Origin of the sequence: Methylobacter marinus A45, assembly GCF_000383855.1 — a bacterium.
GTDB lineage: Bacteria > Pseudomonadota > Gammaproteobacteria > Methylococcales > Methylomonadaceae > Methylobacter > Methylobacter marinus.
In genome coordinates this window covers 2,062,404-2,085,469 of sequence record NZ_KB912877.1, presented here as the reverse complement: position 1 = coordinate 2,085,469, position 23,066 = coordinate 2,062,404, and the positions used below count along the sequence as shown (strand labels likewise).

The following is a 23,066-nucleotide window of genomic DNA, read 5'->3' as shown; positions in this document are numbered from 1 at the left end:
TCCAGGCGGAGGTTTTGCAGTGGCGCGGCTGAATAGGCAGGATTCGAACCTTGGCGCTGACCGTTTTATAAATTTTTTTGCCAGCTGTCATTCCCGATCGGCGCAACTTATACGCTAGTTTTTTGCAGTTGGCAATAAGCTCAAACTCTGCCTTTAAATGCCGTTTGACAGCCTCAATATGAGCTGTCCGGAAGCGTAAATATTTTGCTCGGCATCCCCATGAGAACCGCCCGGTGGGAGAATCTGAAGCCGATTTTTTCCAACACCCGAACTGATGCGACATTGTCGGGGTGCGTGAAAGCCATCAAGTCTGTTAAGCCAAGCTCATGAACGCCATGTTGCAGCCAGGCTGATGCCGCTTCGGTGGCCAGTCCCTTGTTCCAGTAATCCGGCAACAGCCGGTATCCCGGTTCAAAGCGCCGGCACTCGGAACAATACATGAGGCCTGAATCGCCGATGGGCTTGCCGGTGCCGCGCTCAAGAATCATCCATTTCGCAAAGCCGTATTGCGCCTGATGCTCAAGATAGCGCCGTATTCTGTCAAGGGTGGCGGTAACTGATTCATCAGGCCCGAAAGGCGTGAATTTCATTACCTCAGGGTCGCCGAACCAGGCAAAGGTCTCCATTGCATGGCCTGCCGAAAAAGGCCTGAGGATAGTTCGAGGTGTTTGAAGCTCGGTTATTTGCATGCAATTACCTTTTATAAACCCGTGTAGAACAACCCTGTATTCCCGCTGGACGGCCCTGATATCAGTGACGATACGAATAGCAATCATGCCGGGAAAGTGAATAATGTAGCCGCTGTAAATAGTCTGACATATGTGTAGTTCCCAGGTTTGAAAGCGCCCGTTGTCAGCCGACCTTGTTCAAGGCGCCGAGCAGGCGCCATGCCGCGCGGAGCCCGCCAAGCGCTTTGGCGTTAATGATTTTTTATTGAACCGCTAGCCCGGCCGGAGCGCGCTGTTGATCTTAAGCGCCGGCTTGTTAAAAACAAGACGGGAAAGAATCGGCACCACTGTCATGTTAGGAGTAAAACACGATGCAAAAAATCACTCCATTCTTGTGGTTCAATGGCGAAGCCGAAGAGGCGATGAATTTTTATACCTCTATTTTCAAACATTCAAAAGTCGGCAGCATTACCCGTTATGTCGAAGAAGGGAGTGAACAGAACGGCATGGTACTGTCCGCGATATTCCAGCTTGAGGGCCAGGAATTTATTGCCTTGAACAGCGATCCGCAACTGGCCTTGCCGCCGGCCCTGTCGTTCTTTGTAAATTGCGAGACCCAGGAAGAAGTGGATGAATTATGGGAGAAACTCTCGGAGGGGGGAGAAAAACAAAAATGCGGCTGGCTTATAGACAAATACGGCGTATCGTGGCAAATCATCCCCTCGATTCTAAGAGAAATGCTGCATGACAGCGATACTGTAAAATCGAAAAGAGTCATAAAGGCAATGCTGCAGATGGATAAAATCGACATAGAGGATCTAAAGCAGGCCTACGACCCGTATTGAATTCGGTTGCGAAAGAAGCGCTGGCCGGACAGAAAATCCATTAAACCGGCAACCCTGCGCTTGGCTAGGCCGCTTCGCCACTTCTCCGGGCGCGTCCCAATGGTCTTAATCCTCGCTCGGCAACCGTCGCGACTTATTTTTTCTCCGATTAAAAAAATCGGCTTCAACCGTATCCGTTCGAAGTCGGAGCCGACCGAACCGTCCCGCTAAAATTAAAGCTTGCCCAAGCGCAGGCTTGCCTTAATAATTCTGTGAATTTGGTCACACAATTAAGTATGAACATGCCAGTCACCGAAATCAAACCAGAACCCCGATCGCTTGAAGAGTGGACGGCCATGCTGCGTGATCGGGACATGCCGATCTTTTCGAATACCGTGCGGAGCGTCAACAATATTATCGGCGACGATAAAAAAGGCGTGATGGAACTGGCGTCGGTGATATTGCAGGACCCGAACCTCACCACTCAATTGCTAAAGTTAAGCAACAGCATTTATTACAATGCCTCCCGGCAGAAAATGGCTACCGTTTCGCGGGCCATCGTGCTGCTCGGCACCGAAGTGCTGCGCGAACTCACCCTGGCTTGCTCCTTTCTTGAAGCCATTCTGTCGCCGACCAACCAACGCCGGGCCAACGAGGAAATCGCCCAGGCCATCCACGCGGCCGTGCATGCCAAAGCCCTCGCGATCGCCACGCATGACCGGTCGCCGGAAGAAGTGTTCGTTGCCGCCTTGCTGCACAATATCGGCAACATATCCTTTTGGTGTTTTTGCGGCGCCAAAGGCGACCTGATCCAGGCACTGGTCAAAGACGGCTCCAGCCAACAGGCGGCGGAGAAGCAGGTGTTGGGTTTCACGTTGGCGGATCTGGGCGGTTCGCTGAGCAAAGCCTGGAACCTGGGAGGCCTGATCGAAGAGTCGATCAGGAAAAACCAGGGCGCGGTCAATCCGCACGTGGGCCTGGTCCACCTGGGCTATGAAGTGGTCGAGGCGTTACGGGAAGGCCCCGACACGAAGCAATACGGCGCGTGCCTGGAAAAAATCGCCGCCGTCACCAAGCAGCCGAAACAAGCCGTCAGGGAAGCCCTGCAAAAAAACACCGAAGCCGCAGCCGGCATTGCCCGCCATTTCGGTGCCCATGAAGCCTCGGACCTGATCCGCAAGGAAGCCGGACAGCCATCCGAACCCGAAACGGCCGAGGCAGCACCCATGACCGACAGGAAACAATTGCAATTCCAGATTCTGCAGGATATCACCTCGATACTCAGCGGCCGGATCGACATCAACCTGTTGCTGGAAACCGTGCTGGAAGGCATCCAGCGCGGCATCGGCATGGACCGGACCCTCTTCGCGCTGCTGACCACGGACAAACTGGCGCTGCGCGAGAAAGTGTCGCTGGGATGGCGCAAGGACAGCTATACGCAAAAGCTGGTGTTCAATCTCGCCAAGATACCGCCCAACCTGTTTTTCCAGGCCCTTTCCAATCACGACGGCTGCTGGCTGAACCCGGAACAGGACGCTGCCTTGTTTACCGCCGGCGACACCAAACTGGTCGGCAAGAACCCGTGCTTCTTGATGCCGGTCTGCGCCGGCGACAAGCCGATCGGCCTGATATACTGCGACCGCGCCTACAATCATCAGGCCCTGAGCGAAGACGATTTCAGAGCCTTCAGGCATTTCGTGCAGCAGGCCAATATCGGGCTGTCGCTTTATCGATTGCAGGGGCGGGAAGGATAAACAAACGCTCAAGCATGGTAGGGTACGAGAGTGTGAAAGTATTTAGCCACGAACGCCTCTAAGGACAGGAAATGATCCCGTCATTTCTCTGCATTCACCCCATCCATGGGGATTATGGTGGCGGTAGAATTGCCTCTGGACTAACGGTCAACCGCCTGCCAATGCGAGGCCAGCTTGCTTGCCGGTTTTACGCTCATGCGCTGACCCGTGTCCTGAAGCGTGTCTTTCGGCATGATTTTGTACGCGCGTTGCCGAATGGCATGGCGTCGCTCCACCGTCTCATCGACATAAAGCAGCAACAGGCGTCCGACCTGCTGGGTTTACTGACGGCATTGCACCTGCTCGGCAGCATAAAACTGCTTCGCGCCGGAGCAGCTTTCGTCCTCTAACTGTTTCATGTGGAAAGCCATCGCATCGACCGGATTATCCGTAAACTGCCGGTAGCGTTGCCAGGCTTAACATAACAAGTAAAGATGGGGCTGTTCAGGCCTTAAGCTACGCAAGTCGTGGACAGTATAGAAATTCGCCAAGCTTGCATAGTAAAAGCGAGTTCTGCTGCGAGACGTCCAACTTGGGCAGCAACGCCTTGGTAATCCTAGTACTCAGTCAATTTAATTATGACGGTTAAATTGTAGGTGCGAATTCATTCGCACTATTCACACGCTATGGATACTCCGCAAATTTTACTCGTCAGAACAAGGCTGACTGAGTACTAGTTGCAAAACGCAATAAACCTGGGCATGAAATCCGGCAGGCCGTACAATGCATACAGTTCGGCCTCCGACAAAACTGTCAATCTCTCACTTTTGGCGATCATCGCGTATATTTTTGGATTGAGAATGTATTCCGATGAAATACGCCACCTATTCCGAATTGAAGACCGCTTACCGGTTTACTGATCACTTTATGATGATGTTAAGGAACGTGAATTTTATAACTCCCGCAACTGACTTGTCTTTCTGTCCCTCTTCGGCGTTGCGCAAACAGTTACATAGCTTGCTATGCGCCTGTTTGCGCGCCTTGAATATGAACAGAAATCCTGCCTCAATTGCGGGTCTTAATTCATTCCCGTTCCTAAGAATCGTTATGGAGGTAAGATGCTTTGAATTTTTGTGTAGCCGGCAGTTGTCCGTTTTTAAGATGCATCAGGATCCCAAATCAGGCGGACAATATCGGTCAGATCAACATTCTTATCGACCGGACAATGAGGACAGTCCTTACGATTTGGGCGATTCGGACAATCACTGCATTGCCGGATCAGCATGTCGGCCCGCTCCAAATCCCGTTCCAGTTGTTCCAGATCTTCCAGCAGGCCGTGAATCCGGTGACGCAAGTCGTCCAGCAACGGTTGCATGGCTGCTGAGGCCGCTTTCCCCGAGCTGCATTCCTGGCGGGTGCACGCAAGCCGCTTTAGGAACTCCAGATCGATTCCGCACCGCCCCAGGCGTAGCGCGATAGCCATACGCTTCTTGTCTTTAGGGCCATAGAGACGCGTACCGCCTGGCGTACGGTCAGGAACAATGACGCCTAATTCTTCATACAAGCGTATGGTCCTAGGGGTTGTTCCTAGTTCATCAGCCAATTCACCGATTTTAAGGAAATCACGCTGTTCTTTCGGAGGTAGACGCATTACAAAATATGACCATTAGGAAAAATAAGAGTATCGAAAAGAGGTAGATTTAGTCGGGAAAATTTATGTTTTCTTAATAAAATTATTTCACAAAATATGCCCTATGAGTCAATATTTTCAATTAAATTCCTGTTCGGGCACAGGGGGACAAAACAGGGAGCAAACTTTGGGGCGCAACGCCATTTCAGCAATGCCTCGCTTTTTGAAGAGGCCGCAGATTTGGCCATGTTTACTTGATATTTGACCAAACGATCACGTTCCAATTCTGCGGCACGGTGACTTGCTGACTGAATAGGGCTTGTATAGAAAACTAAGACTTGGCGACCAAATCCAGAAACTTTTCAAACTCGCCTTCCCGCATATGATGGGAATCTTCAGGATTCGGATACGAGCCTGAGCGGGCCGCTTCATAATACTTGCTGTAGGCATCTTTCATGTTTTGCCAGACATTTCCGAAGGGGTTGCGCTTGGGCGGCGTAGGAAAAGCCGAGCAGCCGATAATATCGGAGGAAACGTGAAAAATGCCGTGCGCATAGGGGCCGGAACCCAGGCTTGCGACCGGCACCGGCAGATTTTCGTAACACCACTTGGCCAACTCTTCTGACGCGTGCTCCAGCAATACCGTGCTGATACCGGCATCAATGCAACTCTTGATGAGCTTGACAATGTCAGCGGCATCTTCCGCCGTGCGTCCCCTCGGTAAATAACTGCCTACCTGAGACCAACGTTCGCCTTGAACGCCGAAATGCCCGATGACCGGTATGCCCGCCCCGACGATAGCTTCAACCATCTTGACGGTTTTGTGATGAGGCTCGATATGCACCCCATCCGCACCGCGTCGTTGAATTTCCGAGGCATTGCGCACGGCATCCGCTTCGGATACGCAAGCGGTTGTATTGGGCATATTGCAACAAATAAAGGGAGTTGATGCGCCTCGCAGCACCGCCTCCAGAAAGTAGAGCTGTTCCTGAAAGTCCACAGTATTCATGCTCTTATGCCCAAACAGCGCCATGGGGCCGGGACTGCCCACGCACAAAAGATCCATGCCAAGTTCTTCCGCCATGATGGCGCTGGGCGTTTCATGGCATTCCATGCCGACAATCTTCTCGCCTCTTGCGATCTTATCGCCCAAGGTTTTGATGGTGACCTTTTTTCGTTGTGTGTTCATGTTAATGCTCCTCCGTTGTGTTGATATTGGAATCACGTCTTGGACGCGCTAACATAATATTACGTCAACGTTATATTATGAAATAAAAAAATAGTATATTATGGATATTTAAAAAACTAAAAACTTACATTAACGTAAAATAATGGTAGAGAAATATTTATCCCTAACCTACAAAATCACGATGCGAACGACTTGGAAGCGCCCAACGACACTGAAGTAGCCACAAGGCTCAGATCGATACTTTCGGGGTTCAGTATCGAAATAACGACACGGGAAGCGTCAAAGATCGACGATTTTCGCCATTACCTGGGAGCAGGGACGGAGGTCTACATCGTGTCTACGCCAAGCACGCAACCTGAAGAAGTTGTGGCCCTGGCAAAGCGCTTAAGAGACGAAGATATGGTGCCAGTCCCGCATATCGCGGCACGTGCGATACCCCGTGAAGATAAATTGAATCGTTGGTTAGAAAATTTAAATCGGCAAGCAGAGATCAGAGCGGCGCTGGTGATTGCCGGGGGAAACTACGATCCGCCGTTGGGACCTTACAGTTCCTCTATGAGTTTGGTTAAGAGTGGAATTTTGCAACGCCATGGGATCTTCGATCTGCGCTTTGCCGGTCATCCGGAAGGACACCCGATAGTCGGCAGTACCGATCTCATGAATGCATTACTGGAAAAACAGGAGTACGGGGAGAGCAGGCAACTGTCTGTGTCTTTGGTTACCCAGTTTTTCTTCGACTTTGCGCCGGTAGCCGAATGGGCTCAACAGCTGAGTCGATCAGGCATCCGCCTTCCGATCAAGGTTGGCTTGCACGGTATATCGACCCTATCCGGTTTGATCAAGCAAGCCCGCTTCTGCGGGGTCGGTGCCTCCATAGACACGCTGGCAAGACATCCGGCTAAAATGTTTAGACTTGCCGCCGTAGCCGCTCCTGACAACCTTGTTATAGCCATGGTTAAGCATTCTATGACTGCAGAACAAACCCATTTTTCCGGTTGCCATCTTTTTTCCTTGGGCAACTTCGAAAAATCCGCGCGATGGGCTTCGGCTATTGCCGGTGGCAGCTTTGAGCTTGACGGCAAAGGAACCATAAAACTTCACGCAGACCTATGATCAGGCAATACAGGCGTGTTTAATTTTTTCAGAGGGCATATTGGCTGTGACTATCTCCAGAAATCAATGGTCGAATTGGCTGAATCTTCACCGGTTAAGCCGGCAAAATGGCACTTATGGCCGCTCATTCCGCGTCGCAATGATTGTAGGGACCGTCCTAAACCTGATCAACCAACCGGATGCCATGGTAAGTCTGGTTTTTCTCGATTTTCATAGCATCCAACGAACCCATGTGGTAAAGGCAGTATTGACTTACATAGTCCCATTTCTGGTGGCGACTTATGGCGCAATGACGGCACTTGCTTGCAATCGGAACATGACAATCCGTCCCTATAAAAAGACTGCAGTAAATCATCTTCAATTAACAATAACACTTAAAAGGTAAAACACATGTTAATTCCTACCGAATCCATAGGCAGCATACCCCGTCCACCTCAATTGTTAGATGCACTCCGTGAATTTCGGGAGGGACGGCTTTCGCGCGAGCGCCTGGACACCTATTACGACGCAGCATTACGGGACACTATCGAGCGTTTCGAGCAGACCGGATCGCCTGTAGTTTCCGATGGCGAACAGACCAAACCCAGTTTTGCCACGTATCCGTTGCACGGTCTAAGCAATATTGCTCATGATGGTATGGTAATAACTTTCGCCGATGGCCATACGCGGCAATTGCCAAAGCTTACCTCCGGACCATTCCGTTACGGCGTTCATGCAGGCGATTACGTCCGTGCCGCCAAACGCTACACAAAGTTGCCGGTAAAACAGGCCGTCATTTCGGCTTCGGCGCTTAGCCTCCTCTACCCGCCAGAGGGCTTGGCCGGCTACTCGCAGGAGGCTTTCATAGATGACTTAATCAAGGAAACCGTGGCGGATATTCGCAGTTGTCTGACTCAGGGCGCACACCATGTTCAGATTGACTTCACCGAAGGCCGCTTGTCGGTCAAGATCGACCCGTCCAAACAGTTGCTCCGGCAATTTATCGATTTGAACAATCGGGTATTAGAACATTTCACTTTAGAAGAACGCCAGTTGATCGGCGTACATACTTGTCCAGGCGGCGACCACGACTCTACCCATAGCGCCGACGTTGATTATGCCGATCTTTTGCCCGATCTGTTTCAGCTCAAGGCCGGTAATTTTTACATGCAATTGGCCAGTGAAAAGAACCCGGATCGGGTATTGGCAGTTGTCCGAGACAATATTCGCCCCAATCAGAGAGTGTATGTCGGCGTTATTGACGTGCTTAATCCGGAGGTGGAAGAGCCGGAACTGGTGCGTGATAGTATTTTGCAAGCCGCCGAATACATCCCGATAAATCAACTTGGCAGTACCGATGACTGCGGATTTTCCCCTTTTGAAGATGACCGATCTACGGGGCGAGATACAGCGTTTGCGAAAATCGAAGCAAGAGTCATCGGCACGAAACTGGCCGCATCGGCGCTCAAATTCGGATCGTAATGATAATGGCGAATCCGTCGAAAAAACGATTCAGGCTAACATCGGGTACAGCCGACATACAAGTAAAAAAATGGGCATGGAATAAATCAGGAAATTGTAGGTGCTATGCCCTATGGGTACTTGTGTCCTTCAGGGTATTCGCACCTACACCGGAAATCCATCCGCGCACTTGAGGAAGTTATTTTATACGCGTTCCTAACAGATCATCCTGCATTGAGTCCCCTCTGCGCCTTGGTTATACAAAGATCAATTCCGATGACTATTTATCGCCTGAGAGCCGATTCAAATACAAATATCGAATAGCCATGCACCAGGGTTTTCATGAACAGTTTCAACAGCAGCATCGGCGCTTTTACCGATCCGTATTCCACAGCCTTAGCGACGATGGAATGCTTTTGAGTGACCTGATAGCCGCAGCGGCAGAATAACTCGGCGGGATTGGGCAAGGTAAACCTGAAATCGGCGCCCAATCTGCCCAGTTTTTGCTGCAGGGTGAGGCTGTATTTGTTGAAAAACTTTTCCGTCATGAGGTCGCAGATCAGTTTATGCGCCGGAAACAGCCGATGTAAGGTTTGCAGGGTTTGCCTGACGGCATCCTCGTGCAGATAGATAAAAACACCTTCTATGACGACGATGACGGGCTCATCGGTGGAAAACGCCTGCAGTCTCGCTTCCAGCGATTCGGTTTCAAAATCGATCGCGATGCGTTGCAGCCGATTCTTGCATGCTTCAACCGGCAGTCGCTCGTTTTTATAGGCGATGATTTGCGGCTCATCCAGTTCGAGCCATACACCGCCGTCTAGCCGATAGGCACGACTGTCAAAGCCGGCGCCGATCAGCACAATCCTCAAATCGGGATTATCAACCAGCGCCTGCCGTATGCAGTCGTCGATAATCCGATGCCGCGCCACATTGCCGGCGTTGGGATTGGTTTCCTCCTGGAAATCGGAAAAAATCCTCATCCCGGCCTCATCCATAAAAACTTTGGCATACGTGTCTTGGCAAACCGGGTTCGCCGTTTCGGCATCTTGCATGCGAACGCCGCAGCAATAAAAAGCGGTATTGGATATCGGTTTCATAACGTCCTTTTTGAGATAGAGAGAAAATGCCTGGTCGATTTTTGCTGATCCACAGCCAGCGGCATACTTGTGGACAGTACGCCGGATAGCGGGTGCCAAAGCGCTTGCGCGGCAAGGGAGGTTATAAGGCCAGGGACATAAAACGCCCCGACTGCCTGAAAAAAAATGGCAGCCGTTGCCGCTCATCATCCGCGCTAGATTAAAGTTTAAGCACTTTCTGAATCGGGATCAATCCGGCATTCGCCCTTGGAAATATTCGCTAAATCCGCCCATCGGGCGCTTTTCGCGCAATATTGCGTGAAATCACCCAGTTTGGTGCGTGAAATACCATAGTTTAAGTGCCACACTCAGGATGAAAGCCGCGTCGGCGCTGGTTTTCCGCAGGCAAAACCATTAATACGCTGCAGGTTGCATGCCAATTGTAGAGACATTTTGCCGCGCGTCATCATGTCGCATTTTCAACGGGTTGCGGGATAAATACACTAACCGCGACTCTTGTATGCGCTCTTTATGAGAATCAGAGTTACTCTATCCTTCCTCTCAAATGCGGACGAAATGTCCGCATTCTTTTTCGGCTCAATTGAGTCCGGGCTGAATTATTAAGGAGTGTTATGACTTTTTCCGATAATCCGAATTTTCTATTTCCTAAAGACCTTGATCTGGAGAACAAGCTGTTTTTGCCCACATCGAGACTCTTTTCGCAATTGAACCTGCAATTGCAGGCGCTCTATCAGGATATCCGCGCGGCCTTGATCGATTTCCATGCATCGATGGCGTCATCGGCCAGACAATTGTACGACCAGCCGGGCCCGACGCTGACGACCTGGTACGATCAGGCGGCCAAGCGCTCCGATGAACTTTACGCACGGATGACCGAAGAGCTGTTGCCGCAAGCCGAGGCGTCCTACCAACAGCTTGTGGCCGATGTGAGCGATGCGGGACGGGAAACTCAGCTTTATCTGCAAAATTTCCTGGAAAACCCCGAAGCGGTTGCGGCGGAAGCCATCGCGCCTGTCATGGCATATCTCGATGCGGCGACCGAAGCCACCGAACAGGCCTTGCTAAACAGTTTTTATGCCCTGAGCGACCTGTTCAACCTATTTATGGAACAGCCTACCGAAACCCTGGAATCCACGTATTATTACCTGATGTCGGAACTGCTGGACCTTTATTCTCAGGCCGTCTATTCATTACTGATGCAAATATAGCGGCCTGCGTGTTCAGCCTCGCGTATTTTTAGCGCAACCCCCGCGAAGTTCACGATCCCAACCAAGCGTCAGACCTTACGCCAACTGCGGGGGCGACTGCCGGCAGCAGGTGCTTGACGTGAAGTCGTCCCCCGCAGGTGATAAAATCGCCTCCCCTTGCCGGACTTTCTCCCTTCCCCTGCCGGCGTCAAAAGACCAATGAGCCAAATCGAAGGTTGATCTTCGGGTTATTGATCATGCGCAATCAATGCAATTAAACAGATTGCAACCGATGAAAGCCGCTAGTCCCCCTTACAATATTTGTTTTATTATGGATCGTATTGCGCTAGACTTTAGTTTCGAATCGATACAATAATTAAAAACGGCCATAGGGGTGTAGTATGAAACATAAGACGCTTAGCTTGCTGAGCCTGTTGTTATTCAGCTTGATAGGGTTCAGCTGTATCGGGTTTGCCAGCACGGAAACGCCCGATTTTAAACAACTCAAGAAAAACTATTATGACGCGCACCCGGGCAAGGGGTCGCACGCCGATTACTGGGAACCGATTCCCATCCAGAAGTACTGGAACCCCAAGGACTTTTACAAGCCGCCCACAACCATTAAGGGCGAATTCGGCCGCAACGACTGTGTCAGTTGTCACGAAGCCGCCACGCCGGGCGCCTTTCATGCCTGGAAAAACAGCGTCCACAGTGATCTGGCCGCGATTCGAAACCTGTCGGACAGCGATGTGCGCGCCTACAAGAAAGAAAAGCTGGCGCAAGTCGAAGCCAACCTGGTCAAACAGGGCTTGCTTGAAGAAGGCCAGCAACTCGATCAGGTCGGCTGTATCGATTGCCACGGCGGCGTCGGCAAGGAATCCATCAACCACGCCGAGAACCTGGTGATGCCCGACCGCGCCGCCTGCGGCTCTTGCCATTTGAATGAATTCGCCGAAGCGGAATCGGAAAGAGACCAGGAATGGCCGCAACAACAGTGGGGCAAAGGCCATCCTTCCCATGCGGTCGACTGGGAAGCGAACGTCGAAAACACCGTCTGGGCGGCCATGCCCCAGCGGGAAGTGGCGCAAGGCTGTGATATGTGTCATTACCAGCAAAACAAATGCGACGGCTGCCATACCCGCCACAGTTTCTCCGTCGCCGAGGCCCGGCAGCCGGAAGCCTGCTCCACCTGTCACAATGGCGTGGACCACAACGAGTTTGAAAACTTCATGATGTCCAAGCACGGCACCCAGTACCAGACGCAGGGTAAAGCAAAATGGAACTTCGAAGTCCCGCTGAAAGACGCCATCACCAAGGGCGGCTACACGGCGCCGACCTGCCAGGTCTGCCACTTCGAATACAAGGGCGAATATTCCCACAATCTGGTGCGCAAAGTCCGTTGGGCATTCAACCCGACGCCCGCTATCGCCGACAACCTCGGCCATCCCTGGTTTGAAGACCGAAAAAAGGCCTGGATCGACACCTGCAGCCTGTGCCATTCGGCCAGCTTCGCCAAGGCTTACCTGGACGCTGCCGACAAAGGCACTATTCAGGGACTGGCCGTGGAGCAGGAAGCCAAGAAAGTGGTCAACAAGCTTTATGATGACGGTCTCTTGGTCGGCCAGAAAACCAACCGCCCCAACCCGCCGGCCCCGGAAAAAGACGCACCGGGCGGTTTCTTCCAGTTGTTCTGGGCCAAGGGCAACAACCCCAGCCACGTGGAACGCATCCATGCCGACATGTGGGAACATGACCTGATCAAGCACTATAAAGGCATTTTCCACGCCAATCCCGGCGGCTTCACCTACACCGAAGGCTGGTCGGAACTGCTGAAGGACTATACCGAAATCATGGACGAAGACACGCGCCTGCGTGAAGCGGCAGGTCAAACGGCCGCGGCAGCCTCGCCCGCCTCAGCCAGCAAAAAAGACGAAGGCGGCAACAGCCTGTTCATCAGCGGCGTGGTGCTGATCGTGTTCGGTCTGGGCGTGGCTTATCTGGTTCTGAAACCCGGCCGGATTAAAAAACCGGAGGATAAGGTCGACGAACAGGACAGTGAACAAGCGTGATGTCGCGGAAAATAAGGAACGGGCTGCTGCTGTCGCTCAGTGTCGTGCTGCTGGCAACGGGCAGCGCGATACTGTACCGGCAACTGGCATCCTCGACGGATGGAGGCGGCGGCGATCAGCTCAGCGTCCGCCATGCGCCGGAAACGCCAGCCGATGTGCAAGGCCGTTTCCCTGCACAGTCGATCGACCGCTATACCTTCAGCCAGGACGGCAAGGACCTGTTCAACCTGCTGCTTGCCCGGTATCAAGACGATGAAGGCCGCCAGCAGGGCGCGGTGCTGTTCCCGAAGGACGCGCAGGCGATTGCTTCCAGTCCGACCGGGTTGCGGCACGATATCTGGCAGTCCGCCGCCGACATCATTGCTCGCAAGGCGCCGCGGGATGCCCTGTTCCTGAGTTGGTGGGACGACGGCCAGCGCATTCATTACCTGAGCGGCAAGGAGGCCTGGCTGCGCGAGCCGTCCGACCAGACCTTTGCCCATAATCCGGTGTGGAAAGCATTGCAGGACAGGTTGCCCGCGGCCTCGGACGGGGGGCGCACGCGCCTGGCGCAAATGGCGCGCTGGCTGACCATGGACAGCGACAAAGCCCTGGCCGAGATCGGCGCGCATTTTGGCGCGTCGCGGCCTGTCTATCTGCTGGTCAACAATGATCTGCTGCTGTATCTGGCCGAGTTCACCGCTTACGGCGGCACGCCCTTATCGCTGAACTCAAAAAATATCCCGGCGGGCAACGACCTGCACGGAGACATCAGACAGGTCAAGCGTTGGGCTTATGAAACCGGCGGGGGCAATTATCTGGCGCAGAAAGAAGGCAGTTATTACCGTGTCTGGTCCACGCCCGATGCGCAAGCCAAAAATACCTTGCTGGTCAGGCTGCTGCCGTTCGTCGATTCGCTGAAGCAGTTGCCGGAAGGTGTCAGTCTGGTCTACCAGAGCCATTGGGGCGGGTTTTTGTCCGTGTATAAAATCGATACCCCGCCAGCACGTTAAAATGCAAAACGCGGGCGGAGCTGACCGCTTTCAAGCATTTCGTGACGGCGCGGTTGAGAGTTTAAAACTGTCGCCTTAGCGAAATCGTTTTGCTTGGGAACGTGAATAAAATAACTTCCTCAAGTGTGCGGATGAATTTCTGGTGTAGGTGCGGATTTATTTATGCCCTATGGGTACTTGTGAATTCGCACCTACAATTCCCTGATTTATTCCATGCCCATTACTAAGGCAAATCCACACTACGTCTCATCCGCCATACAGCCATGATCCGATTTTGATTCTGCAAACGATCAATGAACGGTTGATGCAGGACAGCGCGGCCGCTCAGCAAGAAATTCTGGATCGCTTCAAGGAAGAGATGGAAGCCATCGCCCATCGCTGGGGCGATGACGCCAAAAACAAGGCTGAAAGGACGCTCAACGCAGCTCTGACAGCCAGCCGTGAAGCAATGATGACAACCATGCATGACTGTGCAATAGCGGCGCCAGAGTCGTTGCGCTGCGAAGTGGAATCAACTACAACCTGGCTCGCTTCCTCGATCCGTGAATCGCGGCGTGTCGCTACCATGAACTTGATAGCTGCCAGCATGACGATTTTTGCAGCAGGACTTGTTCTTTGGGTCTTGGGGTAAGGTGACCATGAATCCACAAATTATCGTAGATAATCCGGTAAATGGCACCGCCTTTGATCATATAGTCAGATAGCAGCAAACCGCCATTTCAAGCAGCCAATTAATATTGCGGAGCATTGCGGTTCTAAGACTCCGTTTGTGGTGGATTGCCAAGGCAAATCCATCATACGATTCATCCGCCATATGGCCATTACAAGTTATGGGTTAAGCCAATTTTTAAGCCATTGATTATTTTCTAAATGTGGGGCAATAGAATAGGTAATATTCAAAAAGCTTTCCAGAAATTCAGACAACATATTTTTTAATTCCAAAGCATTTATTGTTTCATTGCTTGGATCAGGTTGCCAATTGGTCTGGCTAATGCAAGTTAATTTGTAGAAATCGCCATTCGGCTCTAATAAAAGCCTTCTCTCAATACCTTGTTCATAGAACTCAATTTCAGTTAAATTGCCAAGGGAAATTTGTTTTATTACGTTCGGCAATTGTTCTAAAAATACAGGCAAATCTGCATAGACTGTAACCGGCCAATATTCTTGACCGAACCCTGAAATTAAAAATTTGCACTTGTTTTCAATAAAATTACATATATCATTTAATATCGAACGAACATCGTCTAGCTCTGGGCTGTAAGATTTCGCTAGCATACGTTCATTCTTATTTAAATTATTCAGCGTTAGTTCTAGTAACATTTCTTATATTAGGGGATTGGATAAGCTGTACGTATTCCATCGGGTCCAGGAACTATAGTGGCTCGCGTTGCATTTACAATCGAACCATCCGGCATAACAACTTGCCCTAGCCCTTCCGGTATTTGGACAGATGCAGGGCCATCAACTCCAGTTTTAGTATCATTTAAAAACTCGGCTGCTTTTTCATTATCTTTCCATTGCCCTTGTGGATTACCTGTTCCTCTTGCTCTGTCAGCGAGTCTATCTGTGTTTTTTGCACCTGCCCCATGTGTATTAAAAGTATGTCCAAATTGCTTTACACTTTTCCAATTTACAGACTTGACGACTTTAGTAATTCCAGCCGTTATAGCCGCAATACCTTTAATTTGTGGTAGTGGGCAATTCTCCAAAAAATCTTCTGCTGCATTACCAGGCAAGTAATCAGCTTCCGATTCTGGTACACACTTGCCGCGCTGCCCTTTAGATTTCCAGGCTTGACCTTCAGGACATAACCCATCCGGATCGATTAAATTAAGCGGGTTATTCGCAACATAAATGTAAGTATTCAACCCACCCGCCAGCCCAATGGGGTCGCTCTGGCTATACCGCCCGGTCCGCGGATCATAATCGCGAAAGACATTGTAATGCAATCCGGTCTCGGCATCGTAATACTGGCCTGGAAAGCGCAGATTGAACACGAACGTGCCCAAGCCGAACGGGTTCTGGTCCGGCAGGCTGGCGCCGAACGCTTCCGATTCCCAGGTCCATACCACCTTGTTGTCGCTGGACCGGCTGATCTGCCGTGGTGTGCCCAGCGGATCAGCATGGATATAGTAAACGTCAACGGTAGCGCTGGCTGGCACGGTCGGTCTCAACACCGCCAGCGGCAAGTCGCCCAGCCAGACGATCTCCTGGAGCAGCTGGCCCGAGGCGTTGTATTCGCCGGCCAGATGGCCCTGTTCGTCATAAAAGTAGCGCGTGAAGGGGCCGCCGATGACATTCTTTTTGACCCGCTGGCCGAGCGCATTATAGCCGTAGCTGACGACCCCGATGACGCTGGTGCGCCGCCCTTCCGGGTTATAGCTGTAACTGTGAGTGCCATCGCTGACCAGCAGGCCCATCTTGTCGTAGCTGTAACTGACGGCCTGGGCACCGCTCTGGCTTTGCAGCCGGTTGTTGCTAGCGCTGATGTTGTAGTTGTAAGTTGTGGCGTTGTCCAGGATTTTGCTGGTGCGGTTGCCGTTCAGATCGTAGCTGTAGTCGATGCGGCTCTGGGCCGGTTCGCCCCGCTCGCTGCCGGTCAGGCGGTCCAGCCCGTCATAGTCGTGCTGCTGGTTCAGGCCGGGATTGCTGTCATCGGTCATTTGGATGAGCCGTCCGGCCGCATCGTAACCATAGTGGCGGCTGTTAGGCAGCTGGGCGGCATTGAATCCCAGGCTGGCGAGCACAGGGCGCCCGACCAGGTCGTAGAAGCGCTCGTGCTGCTGGCCATTGCCCCAGGTCCAGCCGTTAATCTGACCATCCGGTTCGTACCCGATCTGGCTGATCAGCGTCTGGCCGTTGACCGTGATCGCGTCGATCTTGCCGTTCAGCCAGACGTAGCCGATGGTCTGGCCGCTCGGCGTGACCGTCTGTTCCCATTGGCCCTGTGTATTGTAGCTGTAGCTGGCAGTCAGCGTATTCATGCTGACCGATTGAGTCTTGCTGGTAATGCGGCCATGACTGTCGTAGCTGTAGCTGACAGTGTCGTAGTTGTTGGCCAGGCTGCACAGCCGGCCGATGCCGTTGAGGCAGTTGTCCCAGCTGTAGGTGACGGTCTGGGAGTCATAAACAGCCTGGGTGATGCGGTTGAGGCTGTCGTAACTGTAGACGGCGGTCTTGTTGCGGGCATTGGTGCGGGTTTTGACGTTGCCGGCGGCGTCATAGGTAAAACTGGTGGTGCCGGTATCGGGGCTGATCTGGCTGGTCAGATTACCGAGGCTGTCGCCCTGATATTGGGTAGTGAGATTGCGCGGATCGGTGACGCTGGTGAGCTGGCCCAAGCTGTCATAGCCGATATCGATCTGTCCCTGGGTGCTACCGACGACGGTCGGATGCGGCTCCAGCTGGCGCACCGGCTGATCCAGGGGGTCATGCTGGTACTGGCGGATGCGTCCGAGCGGATCGGTGGACTTGATCAGGTTGCCGTTGGGATCGTATTCATACGTATTGACCGCCGGCGCCGCGTTCGCGGCGCTGATGAACTGCACCGGCAGCGGTAGGCTGGTCAGGATCGAGGCCAGTGTTAAAAAGAAAATTCTTGCCGTTAAGTTCATTAGGGAAACTCCTTATTCCGGTAATACCAGGTTTTGCAGACGCGACAAGGCGTCGTAGACACGGCTTTGGCTGCGGGCCAGCTGGCCTGTGGGATCACGCACGTCCTCCTGGACCCGGTTGCCCATGGCGTCAAGAGTATAAGTAACAGTATTACCCAGCTGGTCTTTAACCTCGGTCAGGCGGTGGGCGTCGTCATAGCTGTAAGCCAGATAGGCGCCATCAGGGCCAGTGACTCGAGTGATCAGACTGGCCGGATCATAGCTGTAAGTGGTCGTTTCATCGCCGACCGTCAGGGATGTGAGGCGCTGGCGGGCGTCGTAAACCAGGGTCGTGACCAGACCGTTCGGGTCGGTCAGTTCTTCCGGCTGACCGTGGGCATTGTAGCGGCCGATCTGCGTGACATAGCCCAGGGCATCGGTGATTTGTTTGAGCTGGCCGCGGCAGCCGAAGTGGCCGCCCGCACAGGCGGCATCGTCCGGGTAATAGTCATAGGTCGTGACATCGGACACGTCCGTGCGCGGGCCGTCTTCGACTTTGCTCAGCAGGTTGCCGGCGGCCGCATAGGTATAGGTGGTCGCCCAGCTGCGCGTCTGCAGGCTATTCAGGTCCTTGAAACTTTTCAGCGTGACTTGGCCTTTGTCGTCGTAGTTGTAGCGGGTCTCCAGGCCCGGTTCGGTGAGCTTGACCGGCAGGCGGAAAGTCGGATGCCAGTCGATACTGGTTTTACGTTCGCTGCTATTGGCCGCAGGCGTGTAAGCCGCCAGATCGGCCGGACAGCTTGAACCGGGCGCCAGGCCTTCGACCCGGACGGTTTCCAGTTGCACTTTATTGCTGGTTCCACCATTGATTGGGTTTGTGCCATTGCACGTGGCTGGAGAAGGGCCTTGGTTTTTCTTGGTTGCTGCAGGAGTGGGATCATAAAAGATCACCCGCGTATCAGAAGCACTGCATCCTGCTACGCTACCTGTCACTACTAAGGAACGGGCATAAAATAACTTCCTCAAGTGTGCGGATGAATTTCTGGTGTAGGTGCGGATTTATTTATGCCCTATGGGTACTTGTGCCCTTCAGGGTATCCGCACAGTGCGAATAAATTCGCACCTACAATTCCCTGATTTATGCCATGCCCATTACTTAGTGCTTATCCGTAAATAATATTCGGTTGGTTTTGTAGTTTGATCTTACGAAAAACGATGACAGCGGCAGCCAGCATCAACAGCCCTAGATAACTCCGATCCATTTTCTCATAGCGGACCAATATTTTCCGGAACCGATTGAACCAGGAGTGACAGACTTCAACCACCCAACGTTTCGGCTTGAACTCAGGGTTCTTGGCTTTTTCTTCAATCTCTTCACCTCGAGGCCGAATATGGGGAATATAGTTTCTATCCCGCACATCCTGTTTTGCCTGTTCACCGATATAAGCCGCATCCAGGCAAAGATGTTGTTTTTTACTGTCTTCGCCATCCGGACGATCGATGATAATGCCATCCAAGGTTGCCGCCAGCAGTTTGACATCATGGGTATTGGCGCCGCTGATAACGATAGAGAGCGGCACACCTTTCTGATCCGTCAGAAGACTGCGCTTGCTGCCTTTTTTCCCCCGATCCGTCAGGTTTCTGCCAACAGATTCCAATGCCAAAGGCGCTTTCACCATCGCCCCATCAAGGCTCTGCCATTCCCAGGCAATGTCTTCCATTTCATCGTATTCCAGCAGACCCTTTTGCCATAACTGCTCAAATAAACCGGCGGCCTCCCAGTCAAGAAAATACTGATGAACCGAACTGCTGCTCCCGAATTCACTTTTCGGCAGGGCTTTCCATTGACAACCCGTTCGTAACACATACAAGATCCCTTCAAAAACTTTCCTGGGTGCCTGCGACTTTCTTCCGCCTCCGGCTTTGCGCTGATAGGTTTTGCTGGGATCTCGCTGCGGCTTGGGTATCAACGGCTCTACACGTGCACAGAAATCATCGGAAACTTTCCAACTGGCTAATCTTTTCAAACTATTACGATTTTTTACGCGTTAAAAAATCGTAATTCTTCCATACACAAATTCCTTTTAGCAATTTATTTACGGATAAGTTCTTAGGATACGGTGAACGAGGTGAACCGCGTCATTCGCGATTGATGCGTCAACTATCCTGACACAGGGGTACCCGAAACAGGGCGGACACACAGGTCCGCCCCTACAATGCATCCGTACGATACAGGCGCCCCTTTTGACCTGTATGAGCCATTGTTGCGCGCGAACCGCCAGGGCATTGCCCTGCGGGCCCGCGACGAAACTCTCAAGCTAAAAACAGGTCATGACATCATTGCCTGGAGAGTCGGATGTACAGAATCGGTTTTGCCGCCGTCAGAATCAGGATGAGTGTGAAACTTTTCAGCCGCGGGACCACAAAACCACGGACGATTGCGCATGCCTCATTGCGCCTTACCCCGATGCCATGCCCACCATGCCACTCCACTATTTAATCTCACCCTATGACGAAACCGCCTTCAACCACCGTGGATCTGGTCCGGCAATACGGCGGCCCTGTGTCGCACGCCGCCCTGGATCCTTCACGCAGCCTCTTTCGCACGCCTGCCGTCGACGGGCTGATCAACTATTTGCCCGTGTGGCGGTGCGCTGTCGTACAGGGCGATCCGGTCTGCGCGCCGGAGCACAAAATCCGCCTGGCAGACGCCTTTGCCGATTATTGCGCCGGCAAGGGCTGGTCGATCGTGTACGTCGCGGCAACGGCCGATTTGCAACCCTATGCCCGTGAGCACGGATATGCCTCGATGGAGTTTGCCAGCTTACTGATAACCGATCCCCGGAACGATCCCGAGGCCGGCCCGCGGGCCCGCCATCTGCGCCAGCACCTCAACCATGCGCGGCGGACGGGCCTGGCTGTGCGCGAGTATCAGGGAGAACCTGATGCGCAACTGGAAGCACGGGTGCGGACGATGTGCGAGGCATGGCGGAATGACCGTTATGGGCCGCAGATGCATCTTGGCCGACCCCGGCTATTCGATGACAGAGAGGGCAGGCGCTGGTTCATTGCCGAGCGGGAAGGCAAGGCGGCTGGCTTTCTCTCCATGCAACAGATCGGTTATGCCGAGTGCCGACACCTGATCAATCTGGTGTTTTCCGCGCCTGACGCCCCGCTCTATACCAACGAACTTATGATCGTCACAGCCCTGCGGGCGTTGCGCGAAGAAGGCATCGCTTCGGTCTGCCTGGGAATTGGGCCGCTGGAGGCGCTGGGGCGCATCAAGGGTTGCCCGCCCCACACCGAATGGCTGTCGCGCAAGTTTTACCGCTTGTTTGCCATCAAGCTCATGCACCAGCACGGCAAGACTTTGTTTTGGGAAAAATTCCGGATAACGCGAAGAGAACCTTTATACCTGCTGTTCCAATCGCCCCGTATCGGATTCAGGGCACTTTACGCCCTATCCCGGTCCCTTCATTTTCCGTGAACGGATCAGCCTGCGCCACGCGAATAGTGTCCTGGCCGGGCTTCAGCATCGGCGGGACAGGCCAGCCCTGAAGATGCTGGAGGAAAAACCCGACCGTCGCGCGCCTTGCCGTGACGCGTACCTGGCGCGAATCCGCCGTACCGCTACGGCAAATGCCGTAGCCGAAGCGGTCTGGCTCATCCAGCATCTGCACATGGTCGGCATCCCGCAGGGTCAGTTCGACGGTTCCGGCCGGCGCCCGCTCGAAGAAACGCAGATAATTCGTCGCCCGCGGTGCGCAAACGCTCGATGCGCGCCAGGCCAGTTCCGCGCCGATCAGCAGTAACGGGGACTTCAAGCGGGCCAGCGGGCCGTGCACCACCGAGACGTTGCCGTTGTCGTCGGGATCGATGGCCACTACGCCGGCAAAACCGCCGTATTGCGCGGCAGCAAGCACGGCATCCTTGCCGCCCATGGAATGGCCGGCGATGCCGATTTTGCCCGGATCAACCCCCTGGGTCCGGACCAGCCAATCGGCGATTACCTTCGCATCATGAGCCAGTTCGAGATCGCTTCTGAAAAGCGAATACCAACTGCGCACGGCCACGACAAAGCCACGGGAGGCGAGCGCGCGGGCATAACTTTCATACTGGTCGTCGGTCGCCATGCGGCCGGGCAGGAAGACAACAGCAGGCGCCGGCGTCTGCACACGATAGGATTTGTACAACACGACCTCCAGTCTTTCGCCCCGATGCTGCACTTCGACCTGTGTAGAGCCAACCTGTTGCCGGCCGGGACCCGCCAAATCGCCTTCCGGCATGCCTGCCGCATCGGTCGCAAGCGTATCGAGTGGGAGTTGCGTCCAGAAGTCATTGCAGCTGATGGTCAACAAAAGCAGGCTGGCGGCGAGCAGCAAGTGGAAAAATAAGCGATATTGGCGCATTGTGAGTGAGTCTTTACAAATAGCTGACCGGGAACATGCTGCGCGGATTGGACTGATGCTGTCAACCCCGCATTTCAAACCATGTTGAGCGGGCTATAGCGCCCGCTTTTGGCGGAAACGGCCGCAGGGTATGGCGCGAAACCTGCCGGCGCCGCGCCATCGTGAATTTTTGAAAAGGTATGCGGTGCATACCCTACGGCTTCGTGTGCTTCGGAGTTAATCAATAAATCCGCTGATCAAACCCGCGCCAAATCCGCATTATGCTCGACGACGTACATGAACCGCACCAGCGTCTCGCGCTCGGCGTGATCCTTGAACCAGCCGTTCTCGGCCATGCGCGCCTCGCACAGGAAAGCGTTGCCTTCGACGGCAAACTCGGGCTGGAGCGTCCGTGAGAATTCGTAATTTTTCAGCCAGTGATTGCGGATGTTCGCCGTGAAATCATGCTGTACATAACGGAACGACAGCGACTGCAACGCTTCATCCATGCGCGTATGACCGGGCAGCAGGATAGTATCGGGATCATCCTCTTCCCTGGCCTGAAACGCCGCGATGATCATGCGCCCGCCGGGTTTCAGCCTGGCGTTGAGCTTAGCCAGCGTCTTGCCGTAATCGCCCATGAAGTAAATCGAATCGATGGCCAGGATGACGTCGTAATCGCCGCCGGGCAACTCGTCCTGGATCAGATCCACGCAGCGGAAATTCAGCGTCGCGGCTTTATCCCGGGTTCTGGCCTGCGCCTGGGCGATGGCAGCGTCCGCATAATCGAGGCCCAGAATGCGGCAGCCCGACTTGTCGTGCAGGTGCTCGGTGATGTGGCCGTTCGAGCAGCCGACTTCCAGCACGTTCTCGCCGGACTTGAGCAGCGAGGCCAGAAAATCCATCTCCTCGACATCCATCATGCCGTGCTGGCACAGATCCCTGCCATACACGGCCTCGCAGAAGCGCGCATGCGCCGGGCTTTCCGCCGCGCGCCGGAAATATTCGTTATACCAGGCCTTGGAGAACATCTCCGCCTGCCCCATGTCGGCCGTGTGGTTCATCAATTCGTTCATACTCTGTTCCATACTTGCCTTGTACCTCTATCAGTTTTAAAAAATTACTCTTTTCTAATATTTA

The 23,066-nt window shown here is 53.2% G+C and carries 20 protein-coding genes and 1 pseudogene; 10 read left to right on the top strand and 11 right to left on the bottom strand.

Annotated features, from left to right (window positions below; translation table 11 throughout):
• Positions 1 to 173: 173 nt before the first annotated feature.
• Positions 174 to 689 (bottom strand): GNAT family N-acetyltransferase, encoded by a 516-nt coding sequence (locus tag METMA_RS24390; protein ID WP_269634177.1) that lies wholly within the window; start codon positions 687 to 689, stop codon positions 174 to 176.
• A gap of 350 nt (positions 690 to 1,039) precedes the next feature.
• On the opposite strand from METMA_RS24390, the gene METMA_RS0109655 reads away from it, so the two are divergent.
• Together METMA_RS0109655 and METMA_RS0109650 are read left to right on the top strand one after the other, a co-directional pair.
• On the top strand, positions 1,040 to 1,513 hold the full coding sequence (locus tag METMA_RS0109655) for a VOC family protein (protein ID WP_020158888.1): 474 nt from the start codon (positions 1,040 to 1,042) through the stop codon (positions 1,511 to 1,513).
• A gap of 275 nt (positions 1,514 to 1,788) precedes the next feature.
• Positions 1,789 to 3,246, top strand: a complete 1,458-nt coding sequence (locus METMA_RS0109650) for an HDOD domain-containing protein (protein ID WP_051114338.1) — start codon at positions 1,789 to 1,791, stop codon at positions 3,244 to 3,246.
• A gap of 146 nt (positions 3,247 to 3,392) precedes the next feature.
• Here the strand turns inward: METMA_RS0109650 and METMA_RS26400 are convergent.
• From METMA_RS26400 to METMA_RS0109630, 3 genes and pseudogenes are all read right to left on the bottom strand, one after another.
• Positions 3,393 to 3,843: pseudogene (locus METMA_RS26400) on the bottom strand (Tn3 family transposase); the annotation flags it as partial.
• 538 nt (positions 3,844 to 4,381) lie between these two features.
• A complete protein-coding gene (locus METMA_RS26395) occupies positions 4,382 to 4,876 on the bottom strand; it encodes a MerR family transcriptional regulator (RefSeq protein WP_084254112.1) in 495 nt (164 codons plus the stop codon).
• A gap of 310 nt (positions 4,877 to 5,186) precedes the next feature.
• Positions 5,187 to 6,044, bottom strand: a complete 858-nt coding sequence (locus tag METMA_RS0109630) for a 3-methyl-2-oxobutanoate hydroxymethyltransferase (protein ID WP_020158883.1) — start codon at positions 6,042 to 6,044, stop codon at positions 5,187 to 5,189.
• Between the two features lie 192 nt (positions 6,045 to 6,236).
• Between METMA_RS0109630 and METMA_RS0109625 the strand changes: the two genes are divergently transcribed.
• From METMA_RS0109625 to METMA_RS0109615, 3 genes are all read left to right on the top strand, one after another.
• Positions 6,237 to 7,157, top strand: a complete 921-nt coding sequence (locus METMA_RS0109625; RefSeq protein WP_020158882.1) for a methylenetetrahydrofolate reductase — start codon at positions 6,237 to 6,239, stop codon at positions 7,155 to 7,157.
• Between the two features lie 139 nt (positions 7,158 to 7,296).
• Positions 7,297 to 7,542 carry a nitrate/nitrite transporter NrtS gene (gene nrtS, locus METMA_RS28195; protein ID WP_020158881.1) on the top strand — a complete coding sequence of 82 codons (246 nt, stop codon included), beginning with the start codon at positions 7,297 to 7,299 and terminating at the stop codon, positions 7,540 to 7,542.
• Positions 7,543 to 7,547: 5 nt separating this feature from the next.
• On the top strand, positions 7,548 to 8,618 hold the full coding sequence (locus METMA_RS0109615) for a cobalamin-independent methionine synthase II family protein (protein WP_020158880.1): 1,071 nt from the start codon (positions 7,548 to 7,550) through the stop codon (positions 8,616 to 8,618).
• Positions 8,619 to 8,881: 263 nt separating this feature from the next.
• Here the strand turns inward: METMA_RS0109615 and METMA_RS0109610 are convergent, their stop codons facing one another.
• The gene (locus tag METMA_RS0109610; RefSeq protein WP_020158879.1) at positions 8,882 to 9,697 is read right to left on the bottom strand and encodes a class I SAM-dependent methyltransferase; all 816 of its coding nucleotides are present in this window, start codon (positions 9,695 to 9,697) and stop codon (positions 8,882 to 8,884) included.
• 611 nt (positions 9,698 to 10,308) lie between these two features.
• Between METMA_RS0109610 and METMA_RS0109605 the strand changes: the two genes are divergently transcribed.
• From METMA_RS0109605 to METMA_RS0109590, 4 genes are all read left to right on the top strand, one after another.
• On the top strand, positions 10,309 to 10,905 hold the full coding sequence (locus METMA_RS0109605; protein ID WP_020158878.1) for a hypothetical protein: 597 nt from the start codon (positions 10,309 to 10,311) through the stop codon (positions 10,903 to 10,905).
• A 380-nt stretch (positions 10,906 to 11,285) separates the two neighbouring features.
• Complete coding sequence (locus tag METMA_RS0109600; RefSeq protein WP_020158877.1) at positions 11,286 to 12,953, top strand: multiheme c-type cytochrome; 1,668 nt, start codon at positions 11,286 to 11,288, stop codon at positions 12,951 to 12,953.
• Positions 12,953 to 13,945, top strand: a complete 993-nt coding sequence (haoB, locus tag METMA_RS0109595) for a hydroxylamine oxidation protein HaoB (RefSeq protein WP_020158876.1) — start codon at positions 12,953 to 12,955, stop codon at positions 13,943 to 13,945. Before METMA_RS0109600 ends, haoB begins: the two co-directional genes overlap by 1 nt.
• A 274-nt stretch (positions 13,946 to 14,219) precedes the next feature.
• Positions 14,220 to 14,576 (top strand): hypothetical protein, encoded by a 357-nt coding sequence (locus METMA_RS0109590; RefSeq protein ID WP_020158875.1) that lies wholly within the window; start codon positions 14,220 to 14,222, stop codon positions 14,574 to 14,576.
• A gap of 197 nt (positions 14,577 to 14,773) precedes the next feature.
• Here the strand turns inward: METMA_RS0109590 and METMA_RS0109585 are convergent, their stop codons facing one another.
• The 4 genes from METMA_RS0109585 to METMA_RS24370 form a co-directional block, all read right to left on the bottom strand.
• On the bottom strand, positions 14,774 to 15,220 hold the full coding sequence (locus METMA_RS0109585; RefSeq protein WP_156830480.1) for a hypothetical protein: 447 nt from the start codon (positions 15,218 to 15,220) through the stop codon (positions 14,774 to 14,776).
• 53 nt (positions 15,221 to 15,273) lie between these two features.
• Positions 15,274 to 17,559 carry an RHS repeat domain-containing protein gene (locus tag METMA_RS24380; protein WP_020158873.1) on the bottom strand — a complete coding sequence of 762 codons (2,286 nt, stop codon included), beginning with the start codon at positions 17,557 to 17,559 and terminating at the stop codon, positions 15,274 to 15,276.
• A gap of 12 nt (positions 17,560 to 17,571) precedes the next feature.
• Positions 17,572 to 18,384, bottom strand: a complete 813-nt coding sequence (locus tag METMA_RS24375) for an RHS repeat protein (RefSeq protein ID WP_020158872.1) — start codon at positions 18,382 to 18,384, stop codon at positions 17,572 to 17,574.
• A 317-nt stretch (positions 18,385 to 18,701) separates the two neighbouring features.
• Positions 18,702 to 19,565 carry an IS5 family transposase gene (locus tag METMA_RS24370; protein WP_040590486.1) on the bottom strand — a complete coding sequence of 288 codons (864 nt, stop codon included), beginning with the start codon at positions 19,563 to 19,565 and terminating at the stop codon, positions 18,702 to 18,704.
• A gap of 482 nt (positions 19,566 to 20,047) precedes the next feature.
• Here METMA_RS24370 and METMA_RS0109565 point away from each other — a divergent pair, with 482 nt between their 5' ends.
• Positions 20,048 to 21,025, top strand: coding sequence for a DUF2156 domain-containing protein (locus METMA_RS0109565; RefSeq protein ID WP_020158869.1), 978 nt, complete (start codon positions 20,048 to 20,050; stop codon positions 21,023 to 21,025).
• Here METMA_RS0109565 and METMA_RS0109560 read toward each other — a convergent pair.
• Together METMA_RS0109560 and METMA_RS0109555 are read right to left on the bottom strand one after the other, a co-directional pair.
• Entirely contained in the window at positions 20,982 to 21,947 is a 966-nt protein-coding gene (locus METMA_RS0109560) for an alpha/beta hydrolase (RefSeq protein ID WP_020158868.1), read from the bottom strand. The genes METMA_RS0109565 and METMA_RS0109560 overlap by 44 nt on opposite strands.
• A gap of 236 nt (positions 21,948 to 22,183) precedes the next feature.
• Positions 22,184 to 23,002, bottom strand: coding sequence for a class I SAM-dependent methyltransferase (locus tag METMA_RS0109555; RefSeq protein ID WP_020158867.1), 819 nt, complete (start codon positions 23,000 to 23,002; stop codon positions 22,184 to 22,186).
• Positions 23,003 to 23,066: the final 64 nt, after the last annotated feature.

What these genes read in the sequence shown, in the direction of transcription:
- METMA_RS24390 (WP_269634177.1), bottom strand. Translation starts at nt 689, where the DNA reads ATGCAAATAACCGAGCTTCAAACACCTCGAACTATCCTCAGGCCTTTT.
- METMA_RS0109655 (WP_020158888.1), top strand. Translation starts at nt 1,040, where the DNA reads ATGCAAAAAATCACTCCATTCTTGTGGTTCAATGGCGAAGCCGAAGAG.
- METMA_RS0109650 (WP_051114338.1), top strand. Translation starts at nt 1,789, where the DNA reads ATGAACATGCCAGTCACCGAAATCAAACCAGAACCCCGATCGCTTGAA.
- METMA_RS26395 (WP_084254112.1), bottom strand. Translation starts at nt 4,876, where the DNA reads ATGCGTCTACCTCCGAAAGAACAGCGTGATTTCCTTAAAATCGGTGAA.
- METMA_RS0109630 (WP_020158883.1), bottom strand. Translation starts at nt 6,044, where the DNA reads ATGAACACACAACGAAAAAAGGTCACCATCAAAACCTTGGGCGATAAG.
- nrtS (WP_020158881.1), top strand. Translation starts at nt 7,297, where the DNA reads ATGATTGTAGGGACCGTCCTAAACCTGATCAACCAACCGGATGCCATG.
- METMA_RS0109615 (WP_020158880.1), top strand. Translation starts at nt 7,548, where the DNA reads ATGTTAATTCCTACCGAATCCATAGGCAGCATACCCCGTCCACCTCAA.
- METMA_RS0109610 (WP_020158879.1), bottom strand. Translation starts at nt 9,697, where the DNA reads ATGAAACCGATATCCAATACCGCTTTTTATTGCTGCGGCGTTCGCATG.
- METMA_RS0109605 (WP_020158878.1), top strand. Translation starts at nt 10,309, where the DNA reads ATGACTTTTTCCGATAATCCGAATTTTCTATTTCCTAAAGACCTTGAT.
- METMA_RS0109600 (WP_020158877.1), top strand. Translation starts at nt 11,286, where the DNA reads ATGAAACATAAGACGCTTAGCTTGCTGAGCCTGTTGTTATTCAGCTTG.
- haoB (WP_020158876.1), top strand. Translation starts at nt 12,953, where the DNA reads ATGTCGCGGAAAATAAGGAACGGGCTGCTGCTGTCGCTCAGTGTCGTG.
- METMA_RS0109585 (WP_156830480.1), bottom strand. Translation starts at nt 15,220, where the DNA reads ATGCTAGCGAAATCTTACAGCCCAGAGCTAGACGATGTTCGTTCGATA.
- METMA_RS24380 (WP_020158873.1), bottom strand. Translation starts at nt 17,559, where the DNA reads ATGAACTTAACGGCAAGAATTTTCTTTTTAACACTGGCCTCGATCCTG.
- METMA_RS0109565 (WP_020158869.1), top strand. Translation starts at nt 20,048, where the DNA reads ATGACGAAACCGCCTTCAACCACCGTGGATCTGGTCCGGCAATACGGC.
- METMA_RS0109560 (WP_020158868.1), bottom strand. Translation starts at nt 21,947, where the DNA reads ATGCGCCAATATCGCTTATTTTTCCACTTGCTGCTCGCCGCCAGCCTG.
- METMA_RS0109555 (WP_020158867.1), bottom strand. Translation starts at nt 23,002, where the DNA reads ATGAACGAATTGATGAACCACACGGCCGACATGGGGCAGGCGGAGATG.